This window comes from Nonomuraea rubra (assembly GCF_014207985.1).
Classification (GTDB): domain Bacteria; phylum Actinomycetota; class Actinomycetes; order Streptosporangiales; family Streptosporangiaceae; genus Nonomuraea; species Nonomuraea rubra.
Window position 1 is genome coordinate 3,992,274 of record NZ_JACHMI010000001.1, and the last position, 26,465, is coordinate 4,018,738.

Here is a 26,465-nt window from a genome sequence, read left to right on the forward strand (position 1 = left end):
CACTACAGCGTTTAAGTGAGACGAACTGTTGCAGATCGCGGTAAATCTGCTACTTTTCCATTCATGACAACCAAGGGAACCGCTCTCGTGACCGGCGCGTCCTCCGGCCTCGGCGCCGAGTTCGCCCGCAGCCTCGCCGCCCGCGGGCACGACCTCGCGCTGGTCGCCAGGTCCGCGCCGGCCCTCGAAGCGCTGGCGGCCGAGCTGCGCGACAAGCACGACGTACGCGCGGAGGTCATCGTCCAGGACCTGTCCGCGCCCGACGCCGCCACCCGGGTCGCCGAGCGGAGCGCCGCCCGTGGCCTCACCGTCGACCTGCTCGTCAACAACGCCGGCTTCGGCACGGCGGGCAACTTCGACCGGATCGCCGCCGAGCGCGAGCACGACGAGCTCATGGTCAACGTCGTGTCGCTGGTGGGGCTGACGCACGCGTTCCTGCCGGCGATGCTGCGCCGCGGCACCGGCGGCGTGATCAACGTGGGCTCGACGGCCGGGTTCAACGTGGCGCCGTACTTCGCCACGTACGGCGCGTCCAAGACGTTCGTGCTCAACTTCAGCCTGGCACTCTGGAGCGAGCTGCGAGGCAGCGGCGTGAAGGTGCTCGCGGTCACGCCAGGCCCGGTCGAGACGGCCTTCTTCGACCGGATCGGCACCAGGAAGGCCGCCATCGGCGCCCCCGTCGCCACCCCGGCGTCCGTCGTCACGGCCGCGCTGCGGGCCTTCGACCGCGACCGCGGCTACGTGGTCCCCGGCCGAGGCAACTTCGCCATGGCCCACCTGATGCCGCGCCGGCCCCGCAAGCTCGTGGCCCTCCTGGGCCGGCGCGTCACCCGCCAGGTGGCGGACGAGCTCACGCCCAGCGTGGCTCGCTGACCCGGCTCCGCTCGATGACCTCCTCCGTCGTCAGCGGGGAGCTGGGATGCCACGACAGGCACATGGGCACCCGCGTCCTGGCGAACGTGCCGCCCTCCCGCGCGAGGTAGAACTCGCCCGAGCGCAGCCGCGAGATGTCCGGTACGTCGCCGCCCTTCGACCGGGCCATCTCCCTGGCGGCGGTGATCTGGATCGGGGCGTTGAGCAGGCCGAAGAACTGGGTGGCCGAGTTGCCGGGGATGTGGTTGTGCAGGCCCTTGGGCGCCTGGGTGGCGAAGACGAGGCCGAGGCCGTACTTGCGGGCCTGGGAGGCCAGCAGCACGGTGCTGCGGGTCGAGGCCGAGGCGCCGGTCGCGGGTGCGAACGTCTGCGCCTCGTCCATCACCAGCAGCGCGCCCAGCGGCCGGTCCTGCGCCGGATGCCGCTTGAACCAGACGAACAGCTCCATCTGCAGCTGGCTCACGAAGCTCTGCCGCTGCTCCAGTGCGGGCAGCCCGACCAGGCTGATCACCGACACCCGGGCCCGCCTGCCCGCCGGCGGGGTCACCAGCAGGCCGGGATCCACCGGCGTGCCCGCGCCGCCGAACAGCGGATCGTTGTCCATGGCGGCGGTCAGCGACTGGGCGAGCTCGGCGCCGATGCGGGAGGCGCCGGCCAGCTCGCTCACGCCGTCGGGCAGGTCGGACAACAGCGCGGCCAGCCCCTTGAGGCTCGTCGCGCCGCTGCGGCCGTAGTGCGCCAGCGCCTTCCTGAGCACGGCCTGCCCGAGCTGCGCCTTGTTGGTGTTGGCGTCCAGCCGGATGCGCGGCGCGATGAACGCGACCGCGGCCTCGACCGCCTCGGCGAACTCGTCGGGGTCGCCGGCCAGGCCCCTGAAGTCCGGCAGCGGCTGGAACGCCAGCGGGCGCCCGCCCGCCCTGCCGGGGGTCCAGATCGCCACGTCGGTGTTCGCCAGGTAGTCGTCCGCCCGGCGGGCGTCGCCCTCCTCCCAGGTGGCGGGCGGTTGCGGCCAGCGCTCTCCCAGCCTGGCCAGGTCGTTGTTCGGGTCGAGCACGATGGCGGAGACGCCGAGCAGCGCGCACTCCTCGATCAGGCGCCTGATGAGCACGGTCTTGCCCGAGCCGGAGCCGGCGAAGATCGTGACGTGCTTCCTGAGCGCCTCCAGCGCCACGCTCACGGGCGCACCGTCGGCCGCCCTCCTGCCGATCGCGATCGCCGGCACCCGCGTCACGGGACCGCCCGGACCACGATGATCCACGTGCGCGGGGGCGGGGGCGGGGGCGAGTGGGGGCGCGGGCGCCGGCCGCGCGCCCGCGGAGGCGGGGTGCGCCCCTGCGGGCCCCGGCGGCGTGCCCGCGGGGGTGGGTTGCGTGCCTGCGGGCGTGGGCGGCGTGGCCGTGGTCGGCGTGCCCGGGGGCGCGGGACGTGGGGCGCGTGGCTGGGGTTGCGGAACGCTCCACGCGCCGGCCAGGGCCTCCCGCAGGAAGGACACCCCGGCCGCCGGCCGGCGCTCGGCCAGCCAGGCCGCCAGATGCGGCGGGTTCTCCGCGAGCAACTCCCTGAGCGCGGCCAGCACCCGGAGATCGTCGTCGCTCACCCCCAGGGTCCGGCCACCGGCCCGCTCGAACTCCGCGATCGCCGCCTGCGTCGCCGCCCCCTTGGACCATGGCGTGTTCCGCAGCAGGAACAGCCGCCGCTTCGGCACCTCGCCATCCAGCCCCGCCGCCACCGACGCCTTGCGGATCCGGTTCAGCGCCGCGTTGCCGTGCTCGGCGGTGACCGCGCGGAAGGCCCAGTGGATCTCGTCCTCCGTGGCCTCGTCGAGCGTACGGCGCAGCCGCGCGTGCAGGGGCGGCTTCGGGCTCGGCGGCGGGTCCACGCTGAAGGCCGCGCCGCCCTCCCCCCGCTCGGCGATCCACGCGGACAGCCCGGCCGCCAGCAGCGCGGGCATCACCGAGTCCTCGCTCGCCTGATCGAGCCGCGGCGCCGGGCCGCCGTCACGCAGCTCCGCGAACCGCGCGTCGATCGCCCCCAGCTCCACGGGAGGAACCGGAGCCACCGGCGGAGCGGGGTCCTGGATCGCGGGGAACCCGGTCAGCTCCCTGACCTCCTCGTCCAGCAGGCACGCGCGGACGTGCTGGTCGATCCGCCTGAGCAGCTCGCGCGGCGTGAAACCGGGCGCCTGCTCGAAGGCCTCGGGCCGCACCGGCCACGTGGCGTAGGGCGGCTTGATGCCGGCCTCGCCGTACTGCACGTCGAAGCGCCTGGTGACGATGGCCCTGGCGGTCTCCGCGTCCGGGATGGTCATCAGCGGGACCGCCTGCCTGAACCGGTCGCGCACGGTGTCCACCGCGACGTTCTCGACGAGCGCCCAGGTCGCGGGGATGCAGGTCACGACGGTCAGCGTCCGCCGGGTGACCTCGCGCAGCGCCATGAGGCCGCCGGCGATGCGCTCGATCATCAGCGCCTCGCCCCGATCGTGGCCGGCGCCCGTGGTCGCGGTCGAGGACTGGGCGACCAGCGGGTCGATCTGGTCCACGGCGATGATCGTCGGGCCGGTGAGCGCCAGCAGGCGGGAGATGTCCCGGACGATCTCCTGCGGGGTCCTGCCGAGTTGGCGGATGCCCCACGCGGCCCGCTCGCCGGCCTCGCCTTCCGGCACCGACGACAGGTACGCCTCCCCGAGGTCCTGGAGACCGAGGTCGTCCCCGGCGAGCAGCACCAGCGCCCGCACGGTGTCCTGGCACTCCCGGCCGACCTGGGGGTCCCTGCGGCGCAGCGCCACCACGAACGCGTCCAGCTCGTCCCTGGTGACGGGCCTCTTGCCGGTGATCGCCCGCCTGGCCATGCGCGAGACGCCGGCCTCCGAGGCCAGGCGGTCGAGGAACGACGCGAGCTGGACCTGGCCGTCCGCGCGCGGGCGCGACAGGCTGTCCAGCATCGACACCAGGGTGCTCTCCCAGAAGCCCCTGGCGTCCAGCAGCCCCACCAGGACGAAGTAGCCGCCCTGCGCCTGCACCTGCTCCCTGAGCCAGCCGAGCAGGTGCGTCTTCCCCGTCCCCCGCTGGCCCTGGACGACCACGCCGATGGGGCTGGCGTCCGGGCGGTGCGCCGCTTCGGCCAGGCCGTCGCGCAGGATCCTCGTGGCGGCGCCGTGCAGGCCCTCCACGTGGTACTCCGAGTGGCGCCATACGTCGTCGGCGCTCTCGGTGTAGTTGAAGGTCAGCGCGGCGAGGTCGCGCACGTCGCCCGTCATGGGGTGCCGATCCACAGCAGGTGCTTGTGCTGGCCGCCGATGAGCACGGCCGCCTCGCGGTCCGCGGGCGTGAGCGTCTTCTGGTTCGACTCGGGTACGAGGTTCACGTCCGGGAGCCGTTCCATGAGGACGAGGGCCTCGTCCAGCCGGTCCTTCGGCACATCCGGCAGCAGCGCCCGCAGGGCGGCCAGGCCCACCCAGGCCCCCGGGCGCCCGGCCAGCTCGGTGTACGCGCCACGGACGCGCGCCTGGACGCCGCCCGGCTCGTCGGGCTGGTCGCCCGGCTCCTCGGGCTCGTCGTCCGGCTGGAAGACGTCGGCCAGGCTCTGGTCCGTGCGCCGCATGTACCGGGGCAGCCACTCCAGCAGCGCCCTGGCCATCGCCCCGGACGAGCCGGTCTGCGGCGGGATGTTCCCCGTGCGCAGGTCCTCCGCGAGCCGCGCCCACCCGGAGTCCGTCAGCACGTGCAGGAACACCCGCCCGGGTCTCCTGCTCTCGACCAGTTTCATGGTGTTGAGCCGGTGCCGCCTCTGGCCGTCGATCGTCAGCTTGTGTCGCTGCTTGAGCTCGGTGTTGGAGATCTCGCGGGCCTCGATGGCCAGCACCACCAGGGCAGAGAAGTCGGGGAGTGAGAGACCGTTGTGCGGCATTTTCATCCTTCCGTCCTGCGGCGTTGCCGCAGGAACCGCGCGATCTGGCGGATCACGGTTTCCATGTCGGTCAGTACCTGAACATCGAGGAAGCGCAGCACGGCGTAACCGTCGAGCTGGAGACGCACGTCCCGCTCCCGGTCGGCGGCGAACTTGGCGGCGCCCCGGTGGTCGGCCCCGTCGATCTCCACCACGCACCGCTCCCGCTCCCAGAGCAGGTCCACGCGGATCGGGGCCGCCAGCGGATGCGGCTGGTACGTCTGGTTCCACGCACGCCCCGACGCCCACTCGCACCCGGCCAGCGCCGCCTCCAGGGCCTGCTCGCCGGCGCTGCCGGGATGGGGCCGCCCGGCGATCGCCGGGTAGAGCATGCGGGGCGGCTCCTGGCCGGGGCCGGGCTCCGGGGCGGCGGGCCGGGGACCCGGGAGGTCCGGCCGTACCGTCTCCACCCGGTCCACCGCGTCCAGCGGGGCGCCCGCGAGCCACACCCCGGCCGCCGCCCGGTGGGCCAGCCACTCGCAGCCCGCGACGAGCACCTCCTGGCCGGCCGGGGAGAGCCCGTCCGGGACGCGGACCAGGACGGCCAGCCCGGTCCTGCCGAAGCTCTCGGCCAGCACCCTGGCCAGGCCGGCCACGCGTACCTCCGGCCCGAGCACGCTGGCGCGGCCGGTCAGCGCCCGCTCGGCCAGCTCGGCCAGGAACGGGCCGTAGTGCTCGCTGGCGGACGCCCTGCGCAGCGCCAGCGAGCGGACGGCCGGCACGTGCGCGCCGCCGGGCCCCTCGATCCCGGCGGCCTCGGGCAGCCAGGCCGGGAACAGCGCGATGGCCGCCTCGTCCAGCTCGCGCAGGACGGAGGCGACCAGGCCGGCGACCGATCGTGGCTCGCCGGGTAACCAGGTGAGGATGGCGGGGGCGCCCGGCGGCAGCGGGTCGATGCTCACGGCCACGGCCTCGGCGTCCGCGTCCAGCCGGACGACCCGGCCGACCGGAAGCTCCGACCACGACCGCACGGGCACCGCCTCACCTCGACCTGATGATCGACATCCTAGGGGGAGCGGGCGGCGCCGCTCAGCCCACGGTCACGCCGGCCGGCACCCGCGCGGGGGCGTCCAGCGGGGCGCGGGTGAGCATGGCCTGGGCCAGGCTCGCCTTGACCAGGGCCGCGCCGCGCACCACCGGGACCAGCGTCAGCGCGAACAGCACGCCGATCGCGGTGTTGAAGACGACGAACATCGTGTCGCCGCCTCCCAGCCCGAGCAACTCGGGCAGGCTGTGGTCCACGCCGGGGATGGCGGCGATGATCCAGCCGTACAGGGGGAAGGTCAGGCCGGCCAGCGTGCCGGCCCACCAGACGGCGACGACGACGGAGGCGGCCAGCGAGACGGGGAAGGCCAGGATGCCGTACAGCAGGTCGATCGCGGCCTGGCCGCTGGTCAGCGGGTTCATCGTGCGGCGGAGCCGGCCCGCCCACGCCGGGGCGGGCCGGTAGGGCGGGCGGGCCACGGGACGGCCGAGCACGCCGGGGAGCGCGACGCGCTCGAAGTCCGCCAGGTTCCTGGCCGCGGCGGCGGTGGCGGCCAGGATCGGCAGGCCGATGAACACGACCGCGGTGCCCAGCCCGGCCGAGATCCCGACCACGACGACGGCGAAGTGCACGACGGCCATCGGCAGGCCGAGCAGGGTGTAACGGGTGTCGGTGGCGAGGCGGTGCCGGAGGGTTGTCATGGGGACGACGCTACGGGCCCGGCCCCCGCCCGCTCGATCCTGCGCGCGGCCCAAGCGATGGTAGGGACAGCCCTACTGGCGGAAGCCGCGCTCGCCGCGGTCGTGGCGGAAGGCGTCCAGGCGGTCGAAGTCCAGCTCGTGCAGCGAGACGGGCGCGTCCGGCGGGCCGGTGAAGAAGCCCGCGTGCGTCTGCGGGCAGGGGTTGGCGAAGCCGGTGACCCCGGCGCAGGGATGGCCGAGGTAGGTCGTCTCGTGGTGCCAGTCGCTGACCGCCACGTACGTCATGAACTCGTACGCCCGCGCCACGCTCATGTGCTGCCACAACTCCCGGGCCGGGGCGGGGCCGTCCCAGCGGGTGACGGAGAAGGCGGGCACGAGGACGGCGTCGAGCCGGTCGTGCCCGGCCAGACTGCCGGAGTACCACAGGTCGGCGCAGAGCAGCACGTGCAGGCGGCGGCCGTCCAGCTCGAAGCCCGCGCTCGGCCGGCCGGGGCGCACGCCGGAGCGCAGCTCCAGCCCGTACGGATGCACCTTGTCGTACTCCAGCAGCAGCGTGCCCCGCGAATCGAACACCGCGCCCCGGTTGACGGGCCCGTCGTAGTGCGAGCCCCCGACGACCGTCATGCCCGAGCCCTCGGCCAGCGCCCGGACCCTGGCCAGGTAGTCGGCGCGGGGCAGGCTGGAGCCCGCCAGCTCGGGCAGCAGCACCACGTCCCCCGAGGAGGAGCCGAGCAGCTCCTCGACGGCGTCGAAGTTCGCGTGACCGTCGGGGGACCAGTGCGGGGGTTGAACCAGGAGGATCTTCACGTCTCTACTGTGACCGGCCGGGGATGGCGGCGAGCAGCTCCCGGGTGTAGTCGTCGGAGGGATGGTCGAAAATCTCCTGCGCGGTGCCGCTCTCCACGATCCGGCCGCCGCGCATGACGTGCACCTCGTGCGAGATCATCCGTACGACGGCCAGGTCGTGGCTGATGAACAGGTAGCTGAGCCCCAGCTCCCGCTGCAGCCCGGCAAGCAGCTCCAGGATCTGCGCCTGCACCAGCACGTCCAGCGCGGAGACGGCCTCGTCGAGCACGACCAGCTCCGGCGACAGGGCCAGGGCGCGGGCGATGGCCACCCGCTGGCGCTGGCCGCCGGACAGCTCGTGCGGCAGCCGCCCGGCCAGCGACGCGGGCAGCGACACCTTCTCCAGCAGCTCGGCCGCCGTCTTCCTGCGCTCGGCCGCGGTGCCGACGCCGTGCACGCGCAGCGGCTCGCTGATCGACTTCTCCACCGTGTAGCGGGGGTCGAGCGAGGCGTACGGGTTCTGGAACACCGGCTGGACCCGGCGGCGGAAGGCGAACAGGTCCTTCCTGCCCAGCGCGGTCAGGTCCGTGCCGTCGAAGCGGATGCCGCCCGCGGTCGGCGCGTCCAGGCCGAGCAGCAGGTTCGCGGTCGTCGACTTGCCCGAGCCCGACTCGCCCACGATCGAGACGGTACGGCCGCGCGGGATGGCGAACGACACCCCGTCCACGGCGGTGAACTCCTCGCCGGTGCCCCTGATCGGGAACACCTTGCGCACCCCGTCCACCACCACCAGGTCAGGCTCCCGCCGGGGCGGCTCGCTGACGCGTACCGACGACAGGCTCGGCACGGCCTGGAGCAGCCGCCTGGTGTACTCGTGCGCCGGGTCGGACAGGATCCCGGCGGCGGGCCCGGTCTCGACGATCTCGCCCTGGTACATGACGGCCACCACGTCCGCCCGCTCGGCCGCCAGCGCCAGGTCGTGCGTGATGAGGAAGACGGCCGTGCCCATCTCGGCGGTGAGCTGCCCGAGCTGGTCGAGGATGCGCCGCTGCACGGTCACGTCCAGGGCCGAGGTCGGCTCGTCGGCGATGAGCAGCCGGGGCCGACAGGCGAGCCCCATGGCGATCAGCGCCCGCTGCCGCATGCCGCCGGAGAACTCGTGCGGGTACTGGCCGGTACGCCGCTCCGGATCGGGGATTCCCACCATGTCCAGCAGCTCGACGACGCGGGCCCGCGCCGCCCTGCCGGTGGCCACCCCGTGCACGTCCAGCGCCTCCGCGATCTGGTCGCCGATGCGCATGAGCGGGTTGAGGTTCGACATCGGGTCCTGCGGCACCAGGCCGATGCCGGCGCCGCGGATCGCGGTCATCTCGCGGCGGCTCGCCCTGGCCAGGTCGCGGCCCTCGAACAGCACCTGGCCGCCGGTGATGCGGCCGTTGTCGGGCAGCAGCCGGTTGACCGCGGCGGCGGTGGTCGACTTGCCGGAGCCGGACTCGCCCACCACGGCGACCGTCTGGCCCGGCTGGATCTCCATCGAGACGTTCCTGACGACGGTGACGTCCCGCTTGCGGGTGCGGAAGGCGACCGAGAGGTCGCGGATCTCCAGAAGCGGGCTCATGCGGTCCCCGTTCGGTGTGCGATGTCCTGCAGCAGGGCGGTCCAGAGGTCGCCGGTGGGCGTCGGCGTGCCCTCGACGAGCAGGCGGTTGCTCGCCAGCGCCAGCGCGATGTCGCGGCCGGGCACGAACCCGACCGCGCAGCCCACGTAGCCCGGGTGGCCGAGGACGGTGACGGTCTCGCCGGGCAGCTCCAGCGCGTACCTGCGGAAGCCCAGGGCCTGCTCCTGGTCGGGGCCGGGGGCGAGGAACTCACGGACGACCTCCGGCCGCCACAGGTGCTCGTACTCCTCGTACCTGGCCAGGGCCAGGCCGTACTTCAGCAGGTCGGGGACCGTGGAGAACAGGCCCGCGTGCCCCGCGACGCCGTCGAGGGCGTGGAAGGCGTTGCCGTCGGCGACCTCGCCGACGACCGGCCCGGTGCGCCAGCGGGCGAAGTCGCCGCTGCGGTAGGGCACCGGGTACGGGCGGCCGGTGTCGAGCATGGTCATCTCGACCCGGTCGTCCAGGGCGCTCATGGCCACCTCCGAGCCCGCCGGGCGGGCGTACGTGGTGGAGGTCAGGCCCAGCGGCCGGGTGACCAGCTCGGCCAGCGCCCGGTCCAGGCGCAGCCCCGTCACCTGCGCGACGATCCTGCCCAGCAGGATGAACCCGAGGTCGGAGTAGTGGCGGGCGCGGCCGGGCCGGTAGCGGGGCGGGGGGAGCTGCGGCTGGATGTAGAGCGGCCACCACTCCCACAGGCCGCCGCGGTGCAGCAGCAGGTCGCGCACGGTGATCGCCTCGTACGACTTCGGCAGGTACGCGCTCAGCGGCGCGTCCAGGTCCACCAGCCGGTCGGACACCAGGCGGATGAGCATCGTGGTGGTGGCCACGACCTTGGTCACCGAGGCGAGGTCGTGGTAGGTGTCCATGGTCATCGGCGCCCCGCCCTCGGGCAGCACGGCCCGGTGGCCGGTGCACTCGTCGAGGTCGAACCAGGGGGTGCGGGCCGCTCTGATCAGGCCGGGCGGTGCGTTCATGCCAGCCTCAGCGCCCGGGGCGGGGCGGTGACGGGAGCGGGCAGGACCAGCGGTCCCGCGCCCGGGGTCAGCGTGCCCAGGATGCGGGCGCCCGCGGCGCCCGTCCCGCCGGGCACCGTGCCGGGCAGGCCGTGCGCGGTGAGCCAGCCGATCAGCGCGAACGCGATCGCCTCCTTGTCGTCGGCGGGCGCGCCGAAGTCGTCGGAGGGCGCCACGCTCACTCCGGGCAGCGCGGCCCGCAGCCCGTCCATGACGACGGGGTTGCGGCAGCCGCCGCCCGAGACGACCAGCGTGCCCACCCCGGCCGCCCGCACCTCGTGCGCGACCGTGCGCACGGTCAGCTCGGTCAGCGTGGCCACGAGGTCCGCGTCACCGATCGTGACCCCGGCCCTGGCCAGGGCGGACTCCACGTACGCGAGGTGGAACAGCTCCTTGCCCGTGCTCTTGGGCGCGGGCAGCCGGTAGTACGGCTCGTCCAGCAGCACCTCCAGCAGCCGCTCGTCCACCCGCCCTGACGCGGCGATCCGGCCGTCCTCGTCGAACCCGCGCGGATGCAGCCCCCTGCTCGTCACCACGGCGTCGATCAGCGCGTTGGCCGGGCCGAGGTCGTAGGCGTACAGGGCGTCGCCGCGGACCACGGTCATGTTCGCGATGCCGCCCAGGTTGAGCGCGCCGGCGCCGCCCTCGTACGCGCCGAGCAGCAGCCCGTCCAGCACCGACACCAGCGGCGCTCCGTGCCCGCCGGCCGTGATGTCCCTGATCCGCACGTCGGACAGCACGGGCGCGCCGGTCCGCTCGGCGATCCAGGCGGGCTGCCCGATCTGCAGGGTGCCGAGCGCGTGCGTGCCCTCCACCCAGTGGTAGACGGTCTGGCCGTGCGAGACGACCAGGTCGGCGGGCCCGGCCGCCTCGATGGCCGAGGCGGCCGCGGCGGCGAAGCTCTGCCCGATGAGCGTGTCGAGCTCGCACACCTCCGCCAGCGTCGCCGGCGCGGGCGGCAGCGCCGCGATCAGCCGCGACCGCAGCTCACCCGGGTACGGCGTGCTCGCCGTGTGCCGCACCCGGCCTTCGAGCACGCTCCCGACCAGCTCGAAGTCCACCATCGCCACGTCGATCCCGTCGTGCGAGGTGCCGGAGATCATCCCGAGAACCCTCATGACAGCTCCCCCAGAGCCACGCGCAGCCGCCCGCCGGCCGCGGCCAGCCGGGCCGCCGCGTCCTGCGGCGGCAGGTCGAAGCGCGTGGCCACGACCGCCTGCTTGACGTTGAACCCGTTCGCGTCCAGGGCCGCGAGCGCCTCCTCGCGCCCGGCCCCCGTGATCGTCCGCACCATGCGCACGGCCCGCTCGCGCAGCTTGCCGTTGCTGGCCTTCACATCGACCATGAGGTTGCCGTACGTCTTGCCGAGCCGCACCATCACGATCGTCGAGAACATGTTGAGCACCAGCTTCTGCGCCGTGCCCGCCTTGAGCCGGGTCGAGCCGCTGATCACCTCGGGCCCGACGAGCACCTCGATCGCGTGCTCGGCCGCCGCGCTGAGCGGGGTGCCCGCGTTGCACGACAGCCCCACGGTCAGCGCGCCCAGCGCGCGGGCCCGCCGCACGGCGGCCAGCACGTACGGCGTGCGCCCGCTGGAGGCGATGCCCACCACGGTGTCCAGCGGCCCGATCCGGGCGGCGTCCACCGCGGCGGCCCCGGCCTCCTCGTCGTCCTCGGCCCCCTCGCAGGGGGACACAATCGCGCTCTCGCCGCCGGCGATGATCGCGAAGACCTGCTCGGGCGGCGTGGAGAACGTCGGCGGGCACTCGGAGGCGTCCAGCACGCCCAGCCGGCCGGGCGTGCCCGCGCCGACGTAGACGAGCCGGCCGCCGGCCTCCATGCGCGCGGCCGCGGCCTCGATCGCCGCCGTGATGCTCGGCAGCGCCGCGGCCACCGCGGCGGGCACGGTGGTGTCGGCCGCGTTCATGGCCGCGGCCAGGTCGCCCACGCTCATCGTGTCGATCTCCGCGAAGCGCGGATCGGCCGATTCCGTGGTCAGTTCTGAGAGATTCACCGGCTACCTCGGTTCCGGGGGTCGAGAGTGTCACGCAGGCCGTCGCCGAGCAGGTTCAGCCCCACCACCAGCAGCACGACGACCACGCCCGGCGCGATCAGCGTCCACGGCGCGATGAACACCAGGCTGCGGGCCTCGAAGATCATCGAGCCGAGCGACGGCGCCGGCGGCGGGGTGCCCAGGCCCAGGAAGCTCAGCGACGCCTCGGTCAGCACCGCCCACGACAGCGACAGCGCCACCTGGACGACGATGATCGAGGTGATGTTCGGCAGCACGTGGCGGAGCATGATCTGCCAGCGGCTCTGGCCGGTGGAGACGGCCGCCTTCACGTACTCGATCTCCCTGAGGGAGAGCACCGGGCCGCGCGTGACGCGGATGAAGATCGGCACGTACACGATGGCGATGGCCACCGCGATCGTGAACCAGTTGCGGTCCAGCACCGAGGCCAGCGACAGCGCCAGCAGTAGCGGCGGGAACGCGAACAGCACGTTCGTCACCCCGCCGATCGCGCCGTCGGCCAGGCCGCGGTAGAAGCCGGACACCAGCCCGCCGAGCGTGCCCACCACGGTCGCGAACGCCACCGCGACCACCGCGATCAGCGCCGAGTTGCCCACCCCGGACGCCACGCGGGAGAACACGTCCCGCCCGAACTGGTCGGTGCCGAACAGGTGCTCGCCCGACGGCGCCTGGAACCGGGACGGCGGGTGCTGCGCGATCGGGTCGTACGGCAGCAGCCCCAGGTACGACAGCACCGCCACGACCGCCAGCAGCACCAGGATGACGATGCCCGACACCGCGGCCGGACTGCGCCTCATGACGCCCTCACCCGCGGGTCGATCACCCGGTAGAGCAGGTCGGTCAGCAGGTTGACCAGCACGAACGCCAGCGCGATCACCAGCACCGTGCTCTGCACCACCGCGTACTCCTTCTGCTGGATGCCCAGCAGCACCTGCCGCCCGATGCCCGGCACGGAGAAGATCTGCTCGACCACGACCGCCCCGCCCAGCAGGTAGCCGAACTGCAGCCCGGTCATGGTCGCGATCGGCACGAGCGCGTTGCCCAGCACGTGCCGCGCCTGGAGCCGCCGCTCCGGCACGCCCTTGGCGCGGGCCGTGCGCACGAAGTCGTTCGAGCGCACCTCCAGCACCGCCGTGCGGGTGGTGCGCAGGATCGGCGCCGCGATGCCGAAGCCCAGCACCAGCGCGGGCAGCAACATCTGCTGCAGATTGAGCAGCGGGTCCTCGAAGAGCGTGGCGAAGCCCTGCCCGTTGGGGTTGAACCCGAACGACGCCGCGAAGATCGACAGCAGTGTCGTGGCCAGCAGGAACGCCGGGATCGACAGCCCCGCCAGGCTCACGACCTGGCCGGCGGCGTCCCTGGCGGAGTTCGTCCGGGAGGCGGCCAGCATGCCGAGCGGCACCCCGATCAGCAGCGCCAGCACGATCGACAGCACGGCCAGCTCGAACGTCACCGGCAGCGCGTGCAGGGTCAGCTCCAGCACGCTCTGCTGGGATCGGGCCGAGTAGCCGAAGTTGCCGGTGAACAGGTTGCCCAGCCAGGAGAAGAACTGCGTGACCAGCGGCTGGTCCAGCCCGTAGTACTGCTCAAGGGCCTGCCGCTGGGCAGGGGTGAGCGCGGCGGCCTCCGTGCCCAGGCCGGCCGTGATCTGGTCGCCCGGCAGCGCGCGCAGCATGACGAAGACGACCACGGCCACTCCGAACAGGATGCCGATCGTCTCCGCCACGCGGCGCAGCGGCCGGTTGCGCAGCAGCCTCATCCGACCGAGGTGGTCCGCAGGTACTGCAGCGAACCGCTGGCCATCGGCACGAAGCCGGTCACGTTCGCCGTCGTCGCGGTGTAGGTGTAGCCGGAGAACAGCCAGATCCAGGCCGCGTTGGCCTCCAGGTGCTCGCCGACCTTGTCGTAGATCGCCTTGCGCCCGGCCTGGTCGGTCGTGGCCTTGCCCTGCGCGAACAGCTCGTCCAGCTCGGGGGAGCTGTAGCCGGCGACCTTGTTCAGGTTGCCCTCGCTGGTGAAGTAGCGGCCGTAGGAGCCGTCGGGGTCGGGCCGCCCGCCGTTGAGCGCGACGGCCGCGTCGAAGTCGGCCGCCACCCAGCGGTCCACGAACGCGCCCGACTCCAGCACCTCCAGCTCCAGGTTGATCTTCGCCTCGGCGAGCTGGGCCTTGAGGTTCTGGGCCTCGTTGACGGAGGTGGCGTACTCGCCCTGGGAGACGATCGTCTTGACCGTCACGCCGCCGGACTTGCCGGCCTTGCCGAGATATTCGGCGGCCTTGGCCAGGTCGCGGTTCGGGCAGGGGCGCTTGTTCGGGTCCGACTTGAACAGCGGGGCGGTGATCGGCCCGGTCACCTCGCCCTCGCCGAGCGCGGCGGTGTCGAGCACCTGCTTGCGGTCGATCGCGCACTGCATCGCCAGGCGCACGTTGACGTCCTTGAGCTCGCCGCGCTGCGCGTTGAGCTGCAGCACGTGGTAGTTGAGCTGCGGCGTCTTGGCCACGGTGATCGTGCCGCCGCCCTCGGCGGTCTGCGCGACGAGCGGGTCGTTGAAGACCGCGAGCTGCACGTTGCCCGACTGCATGGCCGACACGATGGACGACTCGTCGGGGATCACCCGGAACTCGACGGTGGCGGCCTTCGCCTTCTCCGCGCCCCAGTACTTGTCGTTCCTGGTGAGCGTGATCGACTGGCTGGCCACCCGCTTGCCCAGCGTGAACGGCCCCGTGCCGTTGGGCGTGGCGTTCAGCTTCTCCTCGGTGTCGTCGGAGGAGAGCATGGCCATGTTGACCGTGGCGAGGTTAGCGGGCAGCGCGGCGTCGGGGCCGGTCAGCTCCAGCACCACCGTGCTCGCGTCGGGCGCCTCGACGGACTTCACCGACGCCAGCGACGCCCGGGCCACGGCCGCCGTCTTCTCGTCCATGATCTGGTCGAGGGAGTGCTTGACGTCCTTGGAGTCGAACGTGCTGCCGTCGGCGAACGTGACGCCCTGCCGGAGCTTGAGCGTCAGCTTCTTGCCGTCGTCCGAGGGCTCCCAGGACTCGGCGAGGCCGGGGACCACGTTCAGGTCCTTGTCGAACTCGGTGAGGGTGCCGTACAGGTTCTGCAGCACGTTGACGGCCGTGAACTGGGTGGCCTTCCAGGGGAAGAGCGTGTCGGGGTCGGAGGTCACGCCGACCACGAGCGTGCCGCCGGCCTGACCGCCCTGGCCGCCGGCCGGGGTGCTGCTGGCGGCCGGCCCGGAGGAGGACGAACAGGCGGTGAGGGCGAGGGACAACGCGGCGGCGAGGCCGGCCGCGGAGAAGGCGCCACGGGGCATGTGGTCTCCTTCGGGCAGTAGGTCATAAAATTACGCAGACCCTACCACCGGGGTATTTTCTTTCCAGCGACGGGGTGACGATGACCGAGGACGCCGAGACGCTGCTGATCCGCATCCGCGCGGCCATGCCCGCCCTGCGGCCGTCGGAGCGGCGCATCGCTGAGCTGTTCGTCGGCGATCCCGGCGCCGCCGCCAACCTGTCCATCGCCGAGCTGGCCGCCCGCTGCGAGACCTCGACGACCTCCGTGGTGCGCTTCTACCAGCGCATGGGCTACGCCCACTACAAACACTTCCGCATCGACCTGACCAGGGCCGTGGCCAGGGAGGAGCTGGCCGCCGCCAGCCTGCCGGAGGTGTCGGGCGACATCGACAGGAACGACAGCCTGGAGGGCATCGTCTCCAAGGTCGCGATGAACGAGACGCTCTCCATCGCCGACACGGCCCGCATGCTGGACATGGAGGCGCTGGGCGAGGCGGTGGCGCGGCTGCTGGCCGCGCGCCGGATCGACACCTTCGGCGTAGGGGCGAGCGCGCTGGTCGGGCTCGACCTGCAGCAGAAGCTGTCACGCATCGGCCGTACCGCGATCAACTGGCACGACTCCCACTCGGCGTGGACCTCGGCGGCCACGCTGGACTCCGGCTGCGTGGCGGTGGCCGTCTCGCACAGCGGCGCCACCGTGGACACCGTCGAGTTCCTCGCCATCGCGCGCAAGGCCGGGGCCGCGACCGTGGCGATCACGAACTTCCGCGAGTCGCCGCTGGCCGGCGCGGCCGACGTGACGCTCACGACGGCCGCGCGGGAGACCAGGTTCCGCTCCGGCGCGCTGGGCAGCCGCATCGCCCAGCTCATGGTGGTGGACTGCCTGTTCACGGGTGTCGCGCAGGCCTCCTACGACGCGTCGATGGAGGCGCTGCGCAACACGTACGCGGTGGTGCACGACCGGCGCGTCAAGCGCCCCTAGCCGTGCCGACCAGCCGTGCCGACCAGCCGTGCCGACCAGCCGTGCCGACCAGCCGTGCTGGCTAGCTGGGGCTCTGGACCGTCTCGCAGTCCGCGCCGACCCTGTCGCGCGCCCCCGCGTCGATCAGGGCCACGTCGGTGCCCTCGCCGCAGAACGACAGCTGGTCGCCGGTGTCGTCGCGCAGGTCGATCACGTCGTTGCCGCGGCCCGCGGTCAGCGAGTCCCTGCCGTTGCCGCCCGTGAGCCGGTTGTTCAGGTCGTCGCCGGTGAGCGTGTCGCCGAACGAGCCGCCGACGACGTTCTCGGTCTGGACGTTGTCCTCGTCGGCGGGGCGGGTGCCGTCGGCCGCGCGCCCGTCGTTGTAGCGGAAGTCCAGGCTCACCCGCACGCCGTCGGTCCCGGTGGGGCCGGTGGCCGGCACGCCCTGGTAGTCCGCGGTGTCGTCGCCGAGGCCGCCGAAGTACATGATCCGGCTGGTGGCGGCGCCCACGGTGCCCTTGGACTGGCTCGGGCGGAAGACGTCGTTGCCGCCGTCGCCCTCGACGTAGCCCTGCAGCGGGACGAGCGAGGTGAACCTGTCGGCGCCCTCGCCCAGCCGGGCGAGGATCCTGGTGATGCCGACGGAACAGCGCACGGTCGTGGGGTCACCGGGGGCCGAGACGCAGCCGGCGCCGGGCGTGATGGCCACCGAGTCGCTGATCCGCAGCGCGTTGGTGCCCGATTCCAGCGTGATCAGGACCTTGTTGGCGTCGGCCGAGCCGACGTAGTCGAGCTGCAGCAGGCCGCCGCTGACCACCCGTACCGAGGCGGACGAGGTGCCCGCCGCCGTCGCGTGACCGGCCGCGGGGAGCGCGGCCAGCGCGGCGGCGGCCAGGCCGCCGAGTAACGAGAGACGCACGGCTCGACGCTTGAGCGTGTTCATGACTCCTCCTCATGGAGTGTTTGAAACTTTGACTGCTCCATGGTGGGCCGGAACTTTGTTCTGTTCTGCGTCCTTGTGCACGGATGATCTGTCTTCCTCGCAACATCTTCACAGGCCGGATTCACCTGCGGTTCACTGGACGGCCCTAGCTTGTAGCCCCATGAACTGGAGGTACCGGGCCAACGCCACCCTTGAGGGCCTGACGGGATACACGCTGTCGCGCAAACTGCAGAAGGAGCCGCCCAAACCACCGCCGCCGCCCAAGGTCCCGCTGGAGCTGCAGCGGCTGCCGGGTGACAAGGTCCGCCCGCCCGCCGACCCCGCGCACGACCGGCTGCTGCGCGAGCCGGCCTTCCTGCTGTCGTCCGTACGGTCCGGCTCCACGCTGCTGCGCGTCATGCTCAACAGCCACTCCCGGATCCACTCGCCGATCGAGACGCACTTCAGGCGGGTGACCATCGGTCTGGGCACCGACCCCGTACGCCAGGCCATGGAGCTGCTCGGCCACACCCACAGCGACCTCGAGCACCTGGTGTGGGACCGGCTGCTGCACCGCGAGCTGACCCGCAGCGGCAAGACGATCATGTGCGAGAAGACGCCCAGCAACGTCTTCGTCTGGCGGCGCATCGCCACCTGCTGGCCGGACGCGCGCTTCATCTTCCTGCTGCGCCACCCGATGTCGATCGTGCAGTCCTGGCACGAGGCCGACCCGGTCAAGCGGCCCATGAGCGAGGCCGTGCCGCGCACGCTCAACTACATGAAGTACCTGGAGGAGGCCCGTACCCACCTGGAGGGGCTGACCGTGCGGTACGAGGAGCTGACCGCCGACCCCGAGGGCCAGCTCCGCCGGATCTGCCTGTTCCTGGGCGTGGAGTTCGAGCAGATCATGCTGGAGTACGGCAAGAAGGACCACGGCGGCTTCGTCAAGGGCATCGGCGACTGGCGCGACAAGATCCGCACCGGCACCGTCGTCGCCGGCCGGCCCCTGCCGACACCCGACGAAATCCCCGTAGAGCTGCACGACATCTGCCGGACATGGGACTATCTCGCCTGACAGGTGGCGCACCGTTTCGGTTGCCACTCTGTGACAGAGTTCGCTTGCGATTTGCCCGCCATTCGCCCGAGGCTCCGATATGTTGCCCTTCGTGATCAACGGGCCTTCGCGCCGAGCCTTACTCGCCGGTACCTTCGCCGGCCTCGCCCTGCCCGGGGCAGTGTCCACCGCACTGCCCGCGCAGGCCGAGGCCACCGTACGTCGTGGCAGCCTGCCCAGGCGGCCGAACATCCTGCTCATCCTGGCCGACGACCTCGGCTGGGCGGAGATAGGCAGCAACGGGCAGCGCCTGATCCGCACCCCGAACCTGGACCGGCTGGCGGCCGAGGGCGTGCAGTTCAAGACCGCGTACGCGGGTGCGCCGCTCTGCGCGCCGTCACGCTGCTCGCTGCTCACCGGCCTGCACGCCGGGCACAGCACCGTGCGGGAGAACCCGGAGGGCGGGCCGCAGCACTCGCTCACCGACGCCGACCTCACCTTCGCCGAGGTGCTGCAGCTGTCCGGCTACCGGACCGCCTGCATCGGCAAGTGGGGCTTCGGCCCGGAGGAGGCCGGCCAGGCCTCGCACCCCAACATGCGCGGCTTCGACGAGTTCTTCGGCTACATCGGGCACAAGCACGCGCACCAGTACTTCCCCAAGTACCTGTGGCACAACGGGCAGAAGGTGCAGCTCGACGGCAGCAAGTACGCGCCGCACCTGTTCAGGCAGCGGGCCGTCGAGTTCATCGGCGCGGGCGGCGACCAGCCGTTCCTGCTCTACTTCGCCAGCACGCTGCCGCACTCGCCGAGCGTCGTCCCCGGCGACGCCGGCGAGTACGAGGACAAGCCGTGGAGCGGTCCGAACCGCCGCCACGCCGCCCAGGTGGCCAGGCTCGACACCGACGTCGCCGCGCTGATCAGAGCCCTGCGTGACGAGGGCGTGGCCAAGGACACCCTCGTGCTGTTCACCAGCGACAACGGCCCGCACAGGGAGCGGGGCGTCACGCCCTGGCTGTTCGACTCCAACGGCCCCCTCAGGGCCGACAAGCGCGACGTGTACGAGGGCGGCATCCGCGTGCCGCTGATCGCCTGGTCGCCGGGGCTGAGCCCGCGGGTGGAGCGGCGGCCCGTGGCGTCCTGGGACCTCCTGCCGACGCTGGCCGACCTGGCGGAGACGCCCGTCCCCGCCAACCTCGACGGCCTGTCCTTCCGTGGCCTGCTCACCGGCGAGGACGCGCCCAGGCACACCCACCTCGTCTGGAACCGGCCGCGCAAGGCCCAGGCCATCCGCCGGGGCCGGTGGAAGCTGGTCAGGTTCGCCCCGAACATCGCCGGTGCCGGGCCCGAGGGCCGCATCGAGCTGTACGACCTGACCAAGGACCAGGGGGAGAGCCGCGACCTCGCCGCCGCCAGGCCGCAGATCACCCAGGAGCTGGTGGAGCTGCTCGACAGCTCGATCGGGGAGGACCCGCGCATGCCGTACGGCCTGCGTACCGAGCTCACCGGCGGGCAGGTCGTGGTCACCCTGCACAACGGCTCCGCCGTGCCCTGGACCCAGGTCGAGCTGGGCCTCGACGGCAAACGCAGGACGCGGGCGCACACCGTCGCCCGCGTGGACCCCGGGATGGCCATCTCGGTCGGCTTCCCCGCGCCGTCCACCGGGCGGATCACGGCGAGGGCCGGCTTCCGGGCGGGCGGCCGCTCGCACGTCTTCCGCCGGGTCCACCTCGGCGGGGAGGCGCCGGTCACGCTGACCAGCCAGTGATCAGTGGCGTGCCCCCGCACGCCACTGCCCGTTGTCCCACTCGCTCCGAACGTCCCTGGGCTCCTGTCTCCCGGCGGCAACCACCGCCCCGCATGGAACCGTCACCACGACGGCACCTCACTCTAGTGACAAAGAGTGATGACACCGCTACTGAAAGTTGACACTCTGGTAGCGACCACATTCCTGCGAGGAGAGGAACCCATGAATCTGGTCACCCGTGCGGAGTGGCACGCCAAGAAGCCGACCAGCGACTACGTCCGGCTGTCCTCCACCGAAGGCATCAAGATCCACTACACCGGCGGCAAGGTGCCCGCCGACCTCGCCGACTCCGGCAACCACGACCGCTGCGTCGACCTGGTCCAGGACATCCAGCGCATGCACATGTCGGGGGGCCGCGGCGAGAAGTACATCGACCTGGGCTACAACATGGTGTGCTGCCCTCACCGGCGCACGTTCATGGGCCGCGGCCCCCACGCACTCCCGGCCGCCAACGGCGCGGGCCTCAACTCCGGCCACTACGCGGTGCTCGCCCTGGTCGGCAGCTCGGGCCTGACGGAGCCGAACGACGACCTGCTCAACGCCCTGGTCGACGCCATCGAATACCTCCGCGAGCACGGCGACGCGGGCCGCGAGGTGAAGGGCCACCGCGACGGCTACGACACCTCCTGCCCCGGCGACCCCCTCTACCGCTGGCTCCGCGACGGCGCGGAACGCCCCTGACCCCCGGCCGTCAGGGCAGGCGGCCGACGTGGGCCAGGGCCTGCCTCAGCAGCACGCCCTGCCCGCCGGCCATCTCCTCCTGCACCATCGGCGAGGCCGCCTCCTCCGGCGTGAACCACACCAGGTCGAGCGCGTCCTGCCGGGGCCGGCAGTCACCCGCGACGGGCACGATGTAGGCCAGCGAGACGGCATGCTGGCGCGGGTCGTGGTAGGGCGTGACACCGGGCGTGGGAAAGTACTCGGCGACGGTGAAGGGCTGCGGGGAGACGGGGATGCGCGGCAGCGCCACGGGCCCGAGGTCCTTCTCCAGGTGCCGCAGCAGCGCGTCGCGGATCCGCTCGTGGTGGAGCACCCGCCCCGAGACCAGCGCCCGGCTGACCGTGCCGTCCGGCAACATGCGAAGCAGCAGGCCGACGCGGGTGACCACGCCGGTGTCATCGACGCGCACCGGCACCGCGTCGATGTAGAGGATCGGCATCCGGCCCCGCACCGATTCCAGTTCTTCCGGTGCGAGCCAAGCAGGCGTGGTTTCGGTCTTTTCGGTCATCTGCTGATCGTACGGCGCGGGAGGTCAGCGGTGTGCCAGAGACCGGCCAGGAGGCGTGCGCCCGGCCACCCAGGACGCCGTGCAGATGAACAGCACGATGCCGACGAACGGCAGATACTCCACGATCTTGCGCTTCATGTCAGATCACTCTCCGCTCTCGCCTGCGCCAGCCGCCTGCGCTGCGGCTGGACGGTGTGCTTGGGATCACCGGCCGACTCCATGCCTGCCCGGAAGATCCCGAACCTGGTGCACGCCGACCCGGCCAGCAGCGCGGCGCCCGCCACGGCGGCCGCGACCCTGCTGCGCCGGCCCACGGTCGCCCCGGCCAGCGCGCCGGCCAGCGACAGCCCCTCACCGAGCCGCAGCAGCCGGCTGCGCTTGAGCGGCTCCGCCAGCGGCCCCAGCCGCCGCTCCATCCGGGCCGCCGCCGCCACCTCCACCGCCGCGCCCAGCACCGCCGCCCGCCGCGCCGGCCCCGCCTCCGACAGCGGCGCGGCCAGCATGCCGAGCCCGCCCGCCGACGCCGCCGCCGACCCGGCGAACAGGAACGGCATCTCCCGGTACGCCTCGTGCCAGACCGGCACGGCGGTGTCGCAGATCAGCGCCGCCGTGTACGTGGCCACCGCCGGGCCCGCGATCCCCGCCCCCACGGTGGCGGCGCGGCCGAGGCCCGGGAACAGCCCGGTGACGTCGCTGGCCGCGGCGGCGCCGGCGTGCGGGCCGTACACGGTGAGGATCCACGTGCCGACGCTCATCGGCGAGGTCACCTTGAACACCCGCAACATGTTCACGAAGCGCTCGGGTCGGCCCAGGTCGTGGATCAGCGCGTAGAGCGAGCCGCCCAGCGCGCCCAGCGCCCCCACCTTGGCCGCCCTGGCCAGGCGCGGGCGGCCGGTCAGCTCGGCGGCGGCGGCCAGCGTGGACGACGCGCCCGCCAGGCCGCCCAGGAACAGGTAACCCGCGATGTCGTGCGCCTGCCAGGTCGGCTCGTTCAGCACCGGCCGCCCGTAGTAGGAGTCGAAGGTGGCCTTGGGCACCATCAGCCGCTCGCGCCTGCGGCCCGCCGAGCCGGGCGTGGCCTCGCGCTCGCCGCGCAGCCCGGGCGAGCCGTCCATCCGCACGTCGGTCTGGCTCATCGCTGCCGCCTCCACGCCGTCGCCGCCACCCCGGCGAGCAGGGCCACCGCCGCCACTCCCACGTGCCGCCACATCGACGGCAGGTCCCTGGTCGTCACCACCGGATCGGGCGGCAGGCCGTACACCTCGGGTTCGTCCAGCAGCAGGAAGAACGCGCCCATCCCGCCGACGCCGTCGTCCGGGTCGTGCCCGTACAGGCGGGCGGAGCCCACCCCGGCCGCGCGCACCTGCTCCAGCCGCCGCTCGGCCCGCTCGCGCAGCTCGTCCAGGTCGCCGAACTGGATGGAGTCGGTCGGGCACGTCTTGGCGCAGGCCGGCTCCTCGCCGGCGCCCAGCCGGTCGTAGCACATCGTGCACTTGGCCGCCGTGCCGCTCGTCTCCCGCTTGCCGATCACCCCGAACGGGCACGCGGGCACGCAGTAGCCGCAGCCGTTGCAGATGTCCTCCTGCACCACGACCGTGCCGTACTCGGTGCGGAACAGCGACCCCGTCGGGCACACGTCCAGGCAGGCCGCGTGCGTGCAGTGCTTGCACACGTCGGAGGCCATCAGCCAGCGGAAGTCCATCTCCCCGACCCCGGGCTCCTGGCGCCCCAGGGGCTGCCGCTGCTCCACGAACGCCACGTGCCGCCAGGTGTCGGCGCTCAGCTTCATCGTGTTGTCGTACGACCAGCCGGTGAAGGTCAGGCCGTCGTCGGGGACGTGGTTCCACTCCTTGCACGCCACCTCGCACGCCTTGCAGCCGATGCAGATGCTGGTGTCGGTGAAGAACCCCACCCGGCTGTCGCCGAGCCGCTCCTCCAGGTCGAAGGCCATCACGACTCCATTCCCGTGCCGGCGTCCACGCCGGCCCGCCGCTGGTAGGACCGCACCAGCTCGGGCAGCGCCGGGCCGCGCGGCCGCCGGCCCGGGCGGATGTCCGCCGACAGGGCCTTGACCTCCTGGATGTGCGAGTTCGGGTCCAGCGAGATGGACGACAGCTCGTTGGCCGCGTCGCCCCTGGCCAGCCCGTTCGGGCCGAAGTGGAACGGCAGCCCGATCTGGTGCAGCGTCCGCCCGTCGAGGTGCAGCGACGGGATGCGGTCGGTGACCAGCACCCTGGCCTCGATGGCGTTGCGCGCGGTGACGATCGTCGCCCAGTCGCCGTGCACCAGCCCCCGCTCCGCCGCCAGCGCGGGCGAGACCTCGCAGAACATCTCCGGCTGCAGCTCCGCCAGGTACGGCGTGAACCGGCTCATGCCGCCCGCCGTGAAGTGCTCGGTCAGCCGGTACGTCGTCACCACGTACGGGTAGACCGACGCCCCCGGCTCGTCGCCGCTCGGCTGGTACCGGTTCCGCTCGTGCGGGTAGAGCTTGCGCGCCGGGTTGCGCTGCCGCCCGTACAGGGGGTTGGCTACCGGCGAGTCCTGCGGCTCGTAGTGCGTGGGCAGCGGCCCGTCCACCACCCCGGCGGGCGCGAACAGCCAGCCCTTGCCGTCGGCCTGCATGATGAACGGGTCGGTCCCCGACAGCGCCGCCACCCCCGTCGCGCCGGGAGGCGGCCGGTAGCCGGGGCTCTTGCCGGTCTCGAAGTCGGGCACGTCGTGCCCGGTCCACGTGCCCGCCTCCGCGTCCCACCAGACCAGCCGCTTGCGCTCGCTCCACGGGCTGCCGTCGGGCCTGGCCGAGGCGCGGTTGTAGAGGATGCGCCGGTTCGCCGGCCACGCCCACGCCCACTCGGCGGCGATCCAGTCCTGCTCGGCGGCCGGCTTGCGGCGGGCGGCCTGGTTGACGCCGTCCTTGCGGACGCCGCAGTAGATCCAGCAGCCGCAGGCGGTCGAGCCGTCGTCCTTCAGCTCCTGGTAGCCGGACAGCGGCCGGCCGTCGGCGTCCCAGCCGTTGATCTCGGCCTGCACCGCCTCCGCCGACGGCTCGGCCGTCTCGCCGCTCACCGGGTAGTCCCACGTCAGGTCGAGCACGGGCGCGTCGGCCGGGTCCTGAGAGCCGGCCAGCTTATCGCGGATGATGCGGCCCAGGTGGTACATGAACCACAGGTCGCTGCGGGCGTCGCCGCGCGGCTCGACGGCCTGGTGGTGCCACTGCAGCAGCCGGTTGGTGTTGGTGAAGCTGCCGCTCTTCTCGGTGTGGCAGGCCGCCGGAAGGAAGAACACCTCGGTACGGATGTCGGCGGTCTTCAGCTCGCCGGTCTCGATCTCCGGGCCGTCCTTCCACCAGGTCGCGCTCTCGATCAGGTTGAGGTCGCGCACCACCAGCCAGTCGAGGTTGGCCATGCCCAGGCGCTGCATCTTCGTGTTGGCCGAGCCGACCGCCGGGTTCTCGCCGAGCAGCAGGTAGCCCTTGCAGGTGCCGTCGAGCTGCGCCAGCACCGTGTCGTACGTGCTGTGCGAGCCCGTCAGGCGCGGCAGCCAGCCGAACCGGTAGTCGTTGTCCGGCTGCGCGGAAGCGCCCCACCACGCCTTGAGCAGGCTGATCAGGTAGGCGGGCATGTTGGCCCAGAAGCCCTGGTGCGGCGCGTCGGCCTGGAGGAAGTCGCGCAGGTGCTCGTTCTCGTGCGCGTGCGGCATCGGGATGTAGCCGGGCAGCAGGTTGAACAGCGTCGGGATGTCGCTGGAGCCCTGGATGCTGGCGTGGCCGCGCAGCGCCTGGATCCCGCCGCCCGGACGGCCGATGTTGCCGAGCAGCAGTTGCAGGATGCAGGCCGCCCGGATGAACTGGGAGCCGTCGCTGTGCTGGGTCCAGCCGACCGCGTAGACGAACTCGGCCGTCCTGTCCGGGCCCGAGTTCTCCGTCAGGTGGCGGCACACCTCCTCGAACAGGTGCCGTGGCACCCCGCACACCCGCTCGACCATCTCCGGGGTGTAGCGGGCGTAGTGGCGGCGCAGCACCTGCAGCACGCAGCGCGGGTGGCGCAGCGTCTCGTCGCGCTGCGCCTGGCCGTCCAGCGGCGCGCCGGTGCCGCCCTGCACCTCGGAGCGGCCCGGCGGGGAGCCGCCCGCCCGCTTGCCGTACTCCTGGTCCCGGTCGCCCGAGGCGGCGACCGTCGTCATGCCCTCGTACTGCCAGGAGTCCACGTCGTACGAGCGGCTCTCGGCGTCGAAGCCGGAGAACAGGCCGTCCAGGTCCTCGGCGTCGCGGTAGTCCTCGCGCAGGATCGTGGCCGCGTTGGTGTAGTTGACCACGTACTCGTGGAAGTACAGCTCGTTCTCCAGCACGTGGTTGATGATCGCGCCGATGAAGGCCACGTCGGAGCCCGCGCGGATGGGCACGTGCAGGTCGGCCAGCGCGCTGGTGCGGGTGAAGCGCGGGTCCACGTGGATGACCACCGCGCCGCGCGCCTTGGCCTCCATCACCCACTGGAAGCCTACGGGATGGGCCTCGGCGAAGTTGGAGCCCTCGATGACGACGCAGTCGGCGTGCTGCAGGTCCTGCATGAACGTGGTCGCACCGCCCCGCCCGAACGACGTGCCGAGCCCCACCACGGTCGAGCTGTGGCAGACGCGGGCCTGGTTCTCGATCTGCACCACGCCCAGCGCCGTCAGCAGCTTCTTGATGAGGTAGTTCTCCTCGTTGTCCAGCGTGGCGCCGCCCAGGCTGGCGATGCCCATGGTCCTGGCGGTGCGCAGGCCGTCGCGCTCCTGCTCCCAGGTCTCGCGCCGGGTCGCGATGATCCGGTCGGCGATCAGGTCCATCGCCGTGTCCAGGTCGATCTCCTGCCAGTCGGCCGCGCCGGGCGGCCGGTGCAGCGCCTGGTACTGGCGGCGGGAGTCGGTGGTGAGCTGGAGACTGGCCGCGCCCTTGGGGCACAGCCTGCCGCGGCTGATGGGGGAGTCGGGGTCGCCCTCGATCTGGACGACCTGCTCGTCCCGTACGAACACGTTCTGCGCGCAGCCCACCGCGCAGTACGGGCACACCGACTTCACCACGCGGTCGGCCGTGGCCGTACGCGCGCGCAGCCCGGCCGTCTTCGCCGACCTCGCCGCCGAGCCCCGCGCCGTCCGGTCCGCCCCCGTGAGCTGCCGCAGCAGCGGCCACCCGAACTCCATGACACCCCCCGATGTCCCCGGCCCGAGT

The 26,465-nt window shown here is 72.6% G+C and carries 22 protein-coding genes; 5 read left to right on the forward strand and 17 right to left on the reverse strand.

What is annotated here, in order from left to right:
* Positions 1-63: 63 nt before the first annotated feature.
* Positions 64-873, forward strand: a complete 810-nt coding sequence (locus HD593_RS18245) for an SDR family NAD(P)-dependent oxidoreductase (protein ID WP_185103287.1) — start codon at positions 64-66, stop codon at positions 871-873.
* On the opposite strand, the gene HD593_RS18250 is transcribed toward HD593_RS18245, so the two are convergent.
* The 12 genes from HD593_RS18250 to HD593_RS18305 form a co-directional block, all read right to left on the reverse strand.
* Positions 851-4,129 (reverse strand): helicase HerA domain-containing protein, encoded by a 3,279-nt coding sequence (locus tag HD593_RS18250; RefSeq protein ID WP_185103288.1) that lies wholly within the window; start codon positions 4,127-4,129, stop codon positions 851-853. The genes HD593_RS18245 and HD593_RS18250 overlap by 23 nt on opposite strands.
* A complete protein-coding gene (locus HD593_RS18255) occupies positions 4,126-4,779 on the reverse strand; it encodes a hypothetical protein (protein WP_185103289.1) in 654 nt (217 codons plus the stop codon). Before HD593_RS18255 ends, HD593_RS18250 begins: the two co-directional genes overlap by 4 nt.
* Before the next feature lie 2 nt (positions 4,780-4,781).
* Positions 4,782-5,795: an endonuclease domain-containing protein gene (locus tag HD593_RS64375; RefSeq protein WP_221524816.1), complete on the reverse strand. Its 1,014-nt coding sequence runs from the start codon at positions 5,793-5,795 to the stop codon at positions 4,782-4,784.
* 52 nt (positions 5,796-5,847) lie between these two features.
* Positions 5,848-6,504, reverse strand: a complete 657-nt coding sequence (locus tag HD593_RS18265; RefSeq protein WP_185103290.1) for a sensor domain-containing protein — start codon at positions 6,502-6,504, stop codon at positions 5,848-5,850.
* 72 nt (positions 6,505-6,576) lie between these two features.
* A complete protein-coding gene (locus HD593_RS18270; protein WP_185103291.1) occupies positions 6,577-7,311 on the reverse strand; it encodes a carbon-nitrogen hydrolase family protein in 735 nt (244 codons plus the stop codon).
* Positions 7,312-7,315: 4 nt separating this feature from the next.
* Complete coding sequence (locus tag HD593_RS18275) at positions 7,316-8,908, reverse strand: ABC transporter ATP-binding protein (protein WP_185103292.1); 1,593 nt, start codon at positions 8,906-8,908, stop codon at positions 7,316-7,318.
* On the reverse strand, positions 8,905-9,924 hold the full coding sequence (locus HD593_RS18280; protein ID WP_185103293.1) for a serine hydrolase domain-containing protein: 1,020 nt from the start codon (positions 9,922-9,924) through the stop codon (positions 8,905-8,907). The genes HD593_RS18275 and HD593_RS18280 overlap by 4 nt, the downstream gene beginning before the upstream one ends.
* Positions 9,921-11,081 (reverse strand): anhydro-N-acetylmuramic acid kinase, encoded by a 1,161-nt coding sequence (locus HD593_RS18285; RefSeq protein WP_185103294.1) that lies wholly within the window; start codon positions 11,079-11,081, stop codon positions 9,921-9,923. Before HD593_RS18285 ends, HD593_RS18280 begins: the two co-directional genes overlap by 4 nt.
* Complete coding sequence (gene murQ, locus HD593_RS18290; RefSeq protein ID WP_185103295.1) at positions 11,078-11,977, reverse strand: N-acetylmuramic acid 6-phosphate etherase; 900 nt, start codon at positions 11,975-11,977, stop codon at positions 11,078-11,080. Before murQ ends, HD593_RS18285 begins: the two co-directional genes overlap by 4 nt.
* Complete coding sequence (locus tag HD593_RS18295) at positions 11,974-12,792, reverse strand: ABC transporter permease (protein ID WP_185103296.1); 819 nt, start codon at positions 12,790-12,792, stop codon at positions 11,974-11,976. Before HD593_RS18295 ends, murQ begins: the two co-directional genes overlap by 4 nt.
* Complete coding sequence (locus HD593_RS18300) at positions 12,789-13,754, reverse strand: ABC transporter permease (protein WP_185103297.1); 966 nt, start codon at positions 13,752-13,754, stop codon at positions 12,789-12,791. The genes HD593_RS18295 and HD593_RS18300 overlap by 4 nt, the downstream gene beginning before the upstream one ends.
* On the reverse strand, positions 13,751-15,310 hold the full coding sequence (locus HD593_RS18305) for an ABC transporter substrate-binding protein (RefSeq protein ID WP_185103298.1): 1,560 nt from the start codon (positions 15,308-15,310) through the stop codon (positions 13,751-13,753). The genes HD593_RS18300 and HD593_RS18305 overlap by 4 nt, the downstream gene beginning before the upstream one ends.
* 80 nt (positions 15,311-15,390) lie before the next feature.
* Between HD593_RS18305 and HD593_RS18310 the strand changes: the two genes are divergently transcribed.
* Positions 15,391-16,272, forward strand: a complete 882-nt coding sequence (locus HD593_RS18310) for a MurR/RpiR family transcriptional regulator (protein WP_185103299.1) — start codon at positions 15,391-15,393, stop codon at positions 16,270-16,272.
* A 61-nt stretch (positions 16,273-16,333) separates the two neighbouring features.
* Here HD593_RS18310 and HD593_RS18315 read toward each other — a convergent pair whose 3' ends face one another.
* Positions 16,334-17,194, reverse strand: coding sequence for a hypothetical protein (locus tag HD593_RS18315; protein ID WP_185103300.1), 861 nt, complete (start codon positions 17,192-17,194; stop codon positions 16,334-16,336).
* A gap of 160 nt (positions 17,195-17,354) precedes the next feature.
* Here HD593_RS18315 and HD593_RS18320 point away from each other — a divergent pair, with 160 nt between their 5' ends.
* From HD593_RS18320 to HD593_RS18330, 3 genes are all read left to right on the forward strand, one after another.
* A complete protein-coding gene (locus HD593_RS18320; RefSeq protein ID WP_185103301.1) occupies positions 17,355-18,248 on the forward strand; it encodes a sulfotransferase family protein in 894 nt (297 codons plus the stop codon).
* A gap of 91 nt (positions 18,249-18,339) precedes the next feature.
* Positions 18,340-19,992, forward strand: a complete 1,653-nt coding sequence (locus HD593_RS18325; protein ID WP_185103302.1) for an arylsulfatase — start codon at positions 18,340-18,342, stop codon at positions 19,990-19,992.
* A 201-nt stretch (positions 19,993-20,193) separates the two neighbouring features.
* Positions 20,194-20,712, forward strand: a complete 519-nt coding sequence (locus HD593_RS18330) for a peptidoglycan recognition protein family protein (protein ID WP_185103303.1) — start codon at positions 20,194-20,196, stop codon at positions 20,710-20,712.
* 10 nt (positions 20,713-20,722) lie between these two features.
* Here HD593_RS18330 and HD593_RS18335 read toward each other — a convergent pair whose 3' ends face one another.
* The 4 genes from HD593_RS18335 to fdh form a co-directional block, all read right to left on the reverse strand.
* Positions 20,723-21,259: an NUDIX hydrolase family protein gene (locus HD593_RS18335; RefSeq protein WP_185103304.1), complete on the reverse strand. Its 537-nt coding sequence runs from the start codon at positions 21,257-21,259 to the stop codon at positions 20,723-20,725.
* Positions 21,260-21,393: 134 nt separating this feature from the next.
* Positions 21,394-22,395, reverse strand: a complete 1,002-nt coding sequence (nrfD, locus tag HD593_RS18340; RefSeq protein WP_185103305.1) for an NrfD/PsrC family molybdoenzyme membrane anchor subunit — start codon at positions 22,393-22,395, stop codon at positions 21,394-21,396.
* Positions 22,392-23,210 (reverse strand): 4Fe-4S dicluster domain-containing protein, encoded by an 819-nt coding sequence (locus HD593_RS18345; RefSeq protein ID WP_185103306.1) that lies wholly within the window; start codon positions 23,208-23,210, stop codon positions 22,392-22,394. The genes nrfD and HD593_RS18345 overlap by 4 nt, the downstream gene beginning before the upstream one ends.
* Positions 23,210-26,437, reverse strand: a complete 3,228-nt coding sequence (fdh, locus tag HD593_RS18350; RefSeq protein ID WP_185103307.1) for a formate dehydrogenase — start codon at positions 26,435-26,437, stop codon at positions 23,210-23,212. The genes HD593_RS18345 and fdh overlap by 1 nt, the downstream gene beginning before the upstream one ends.
* Between the last annotated feature and the right edge of the window lie 28 nt (positions 26,438-26,465).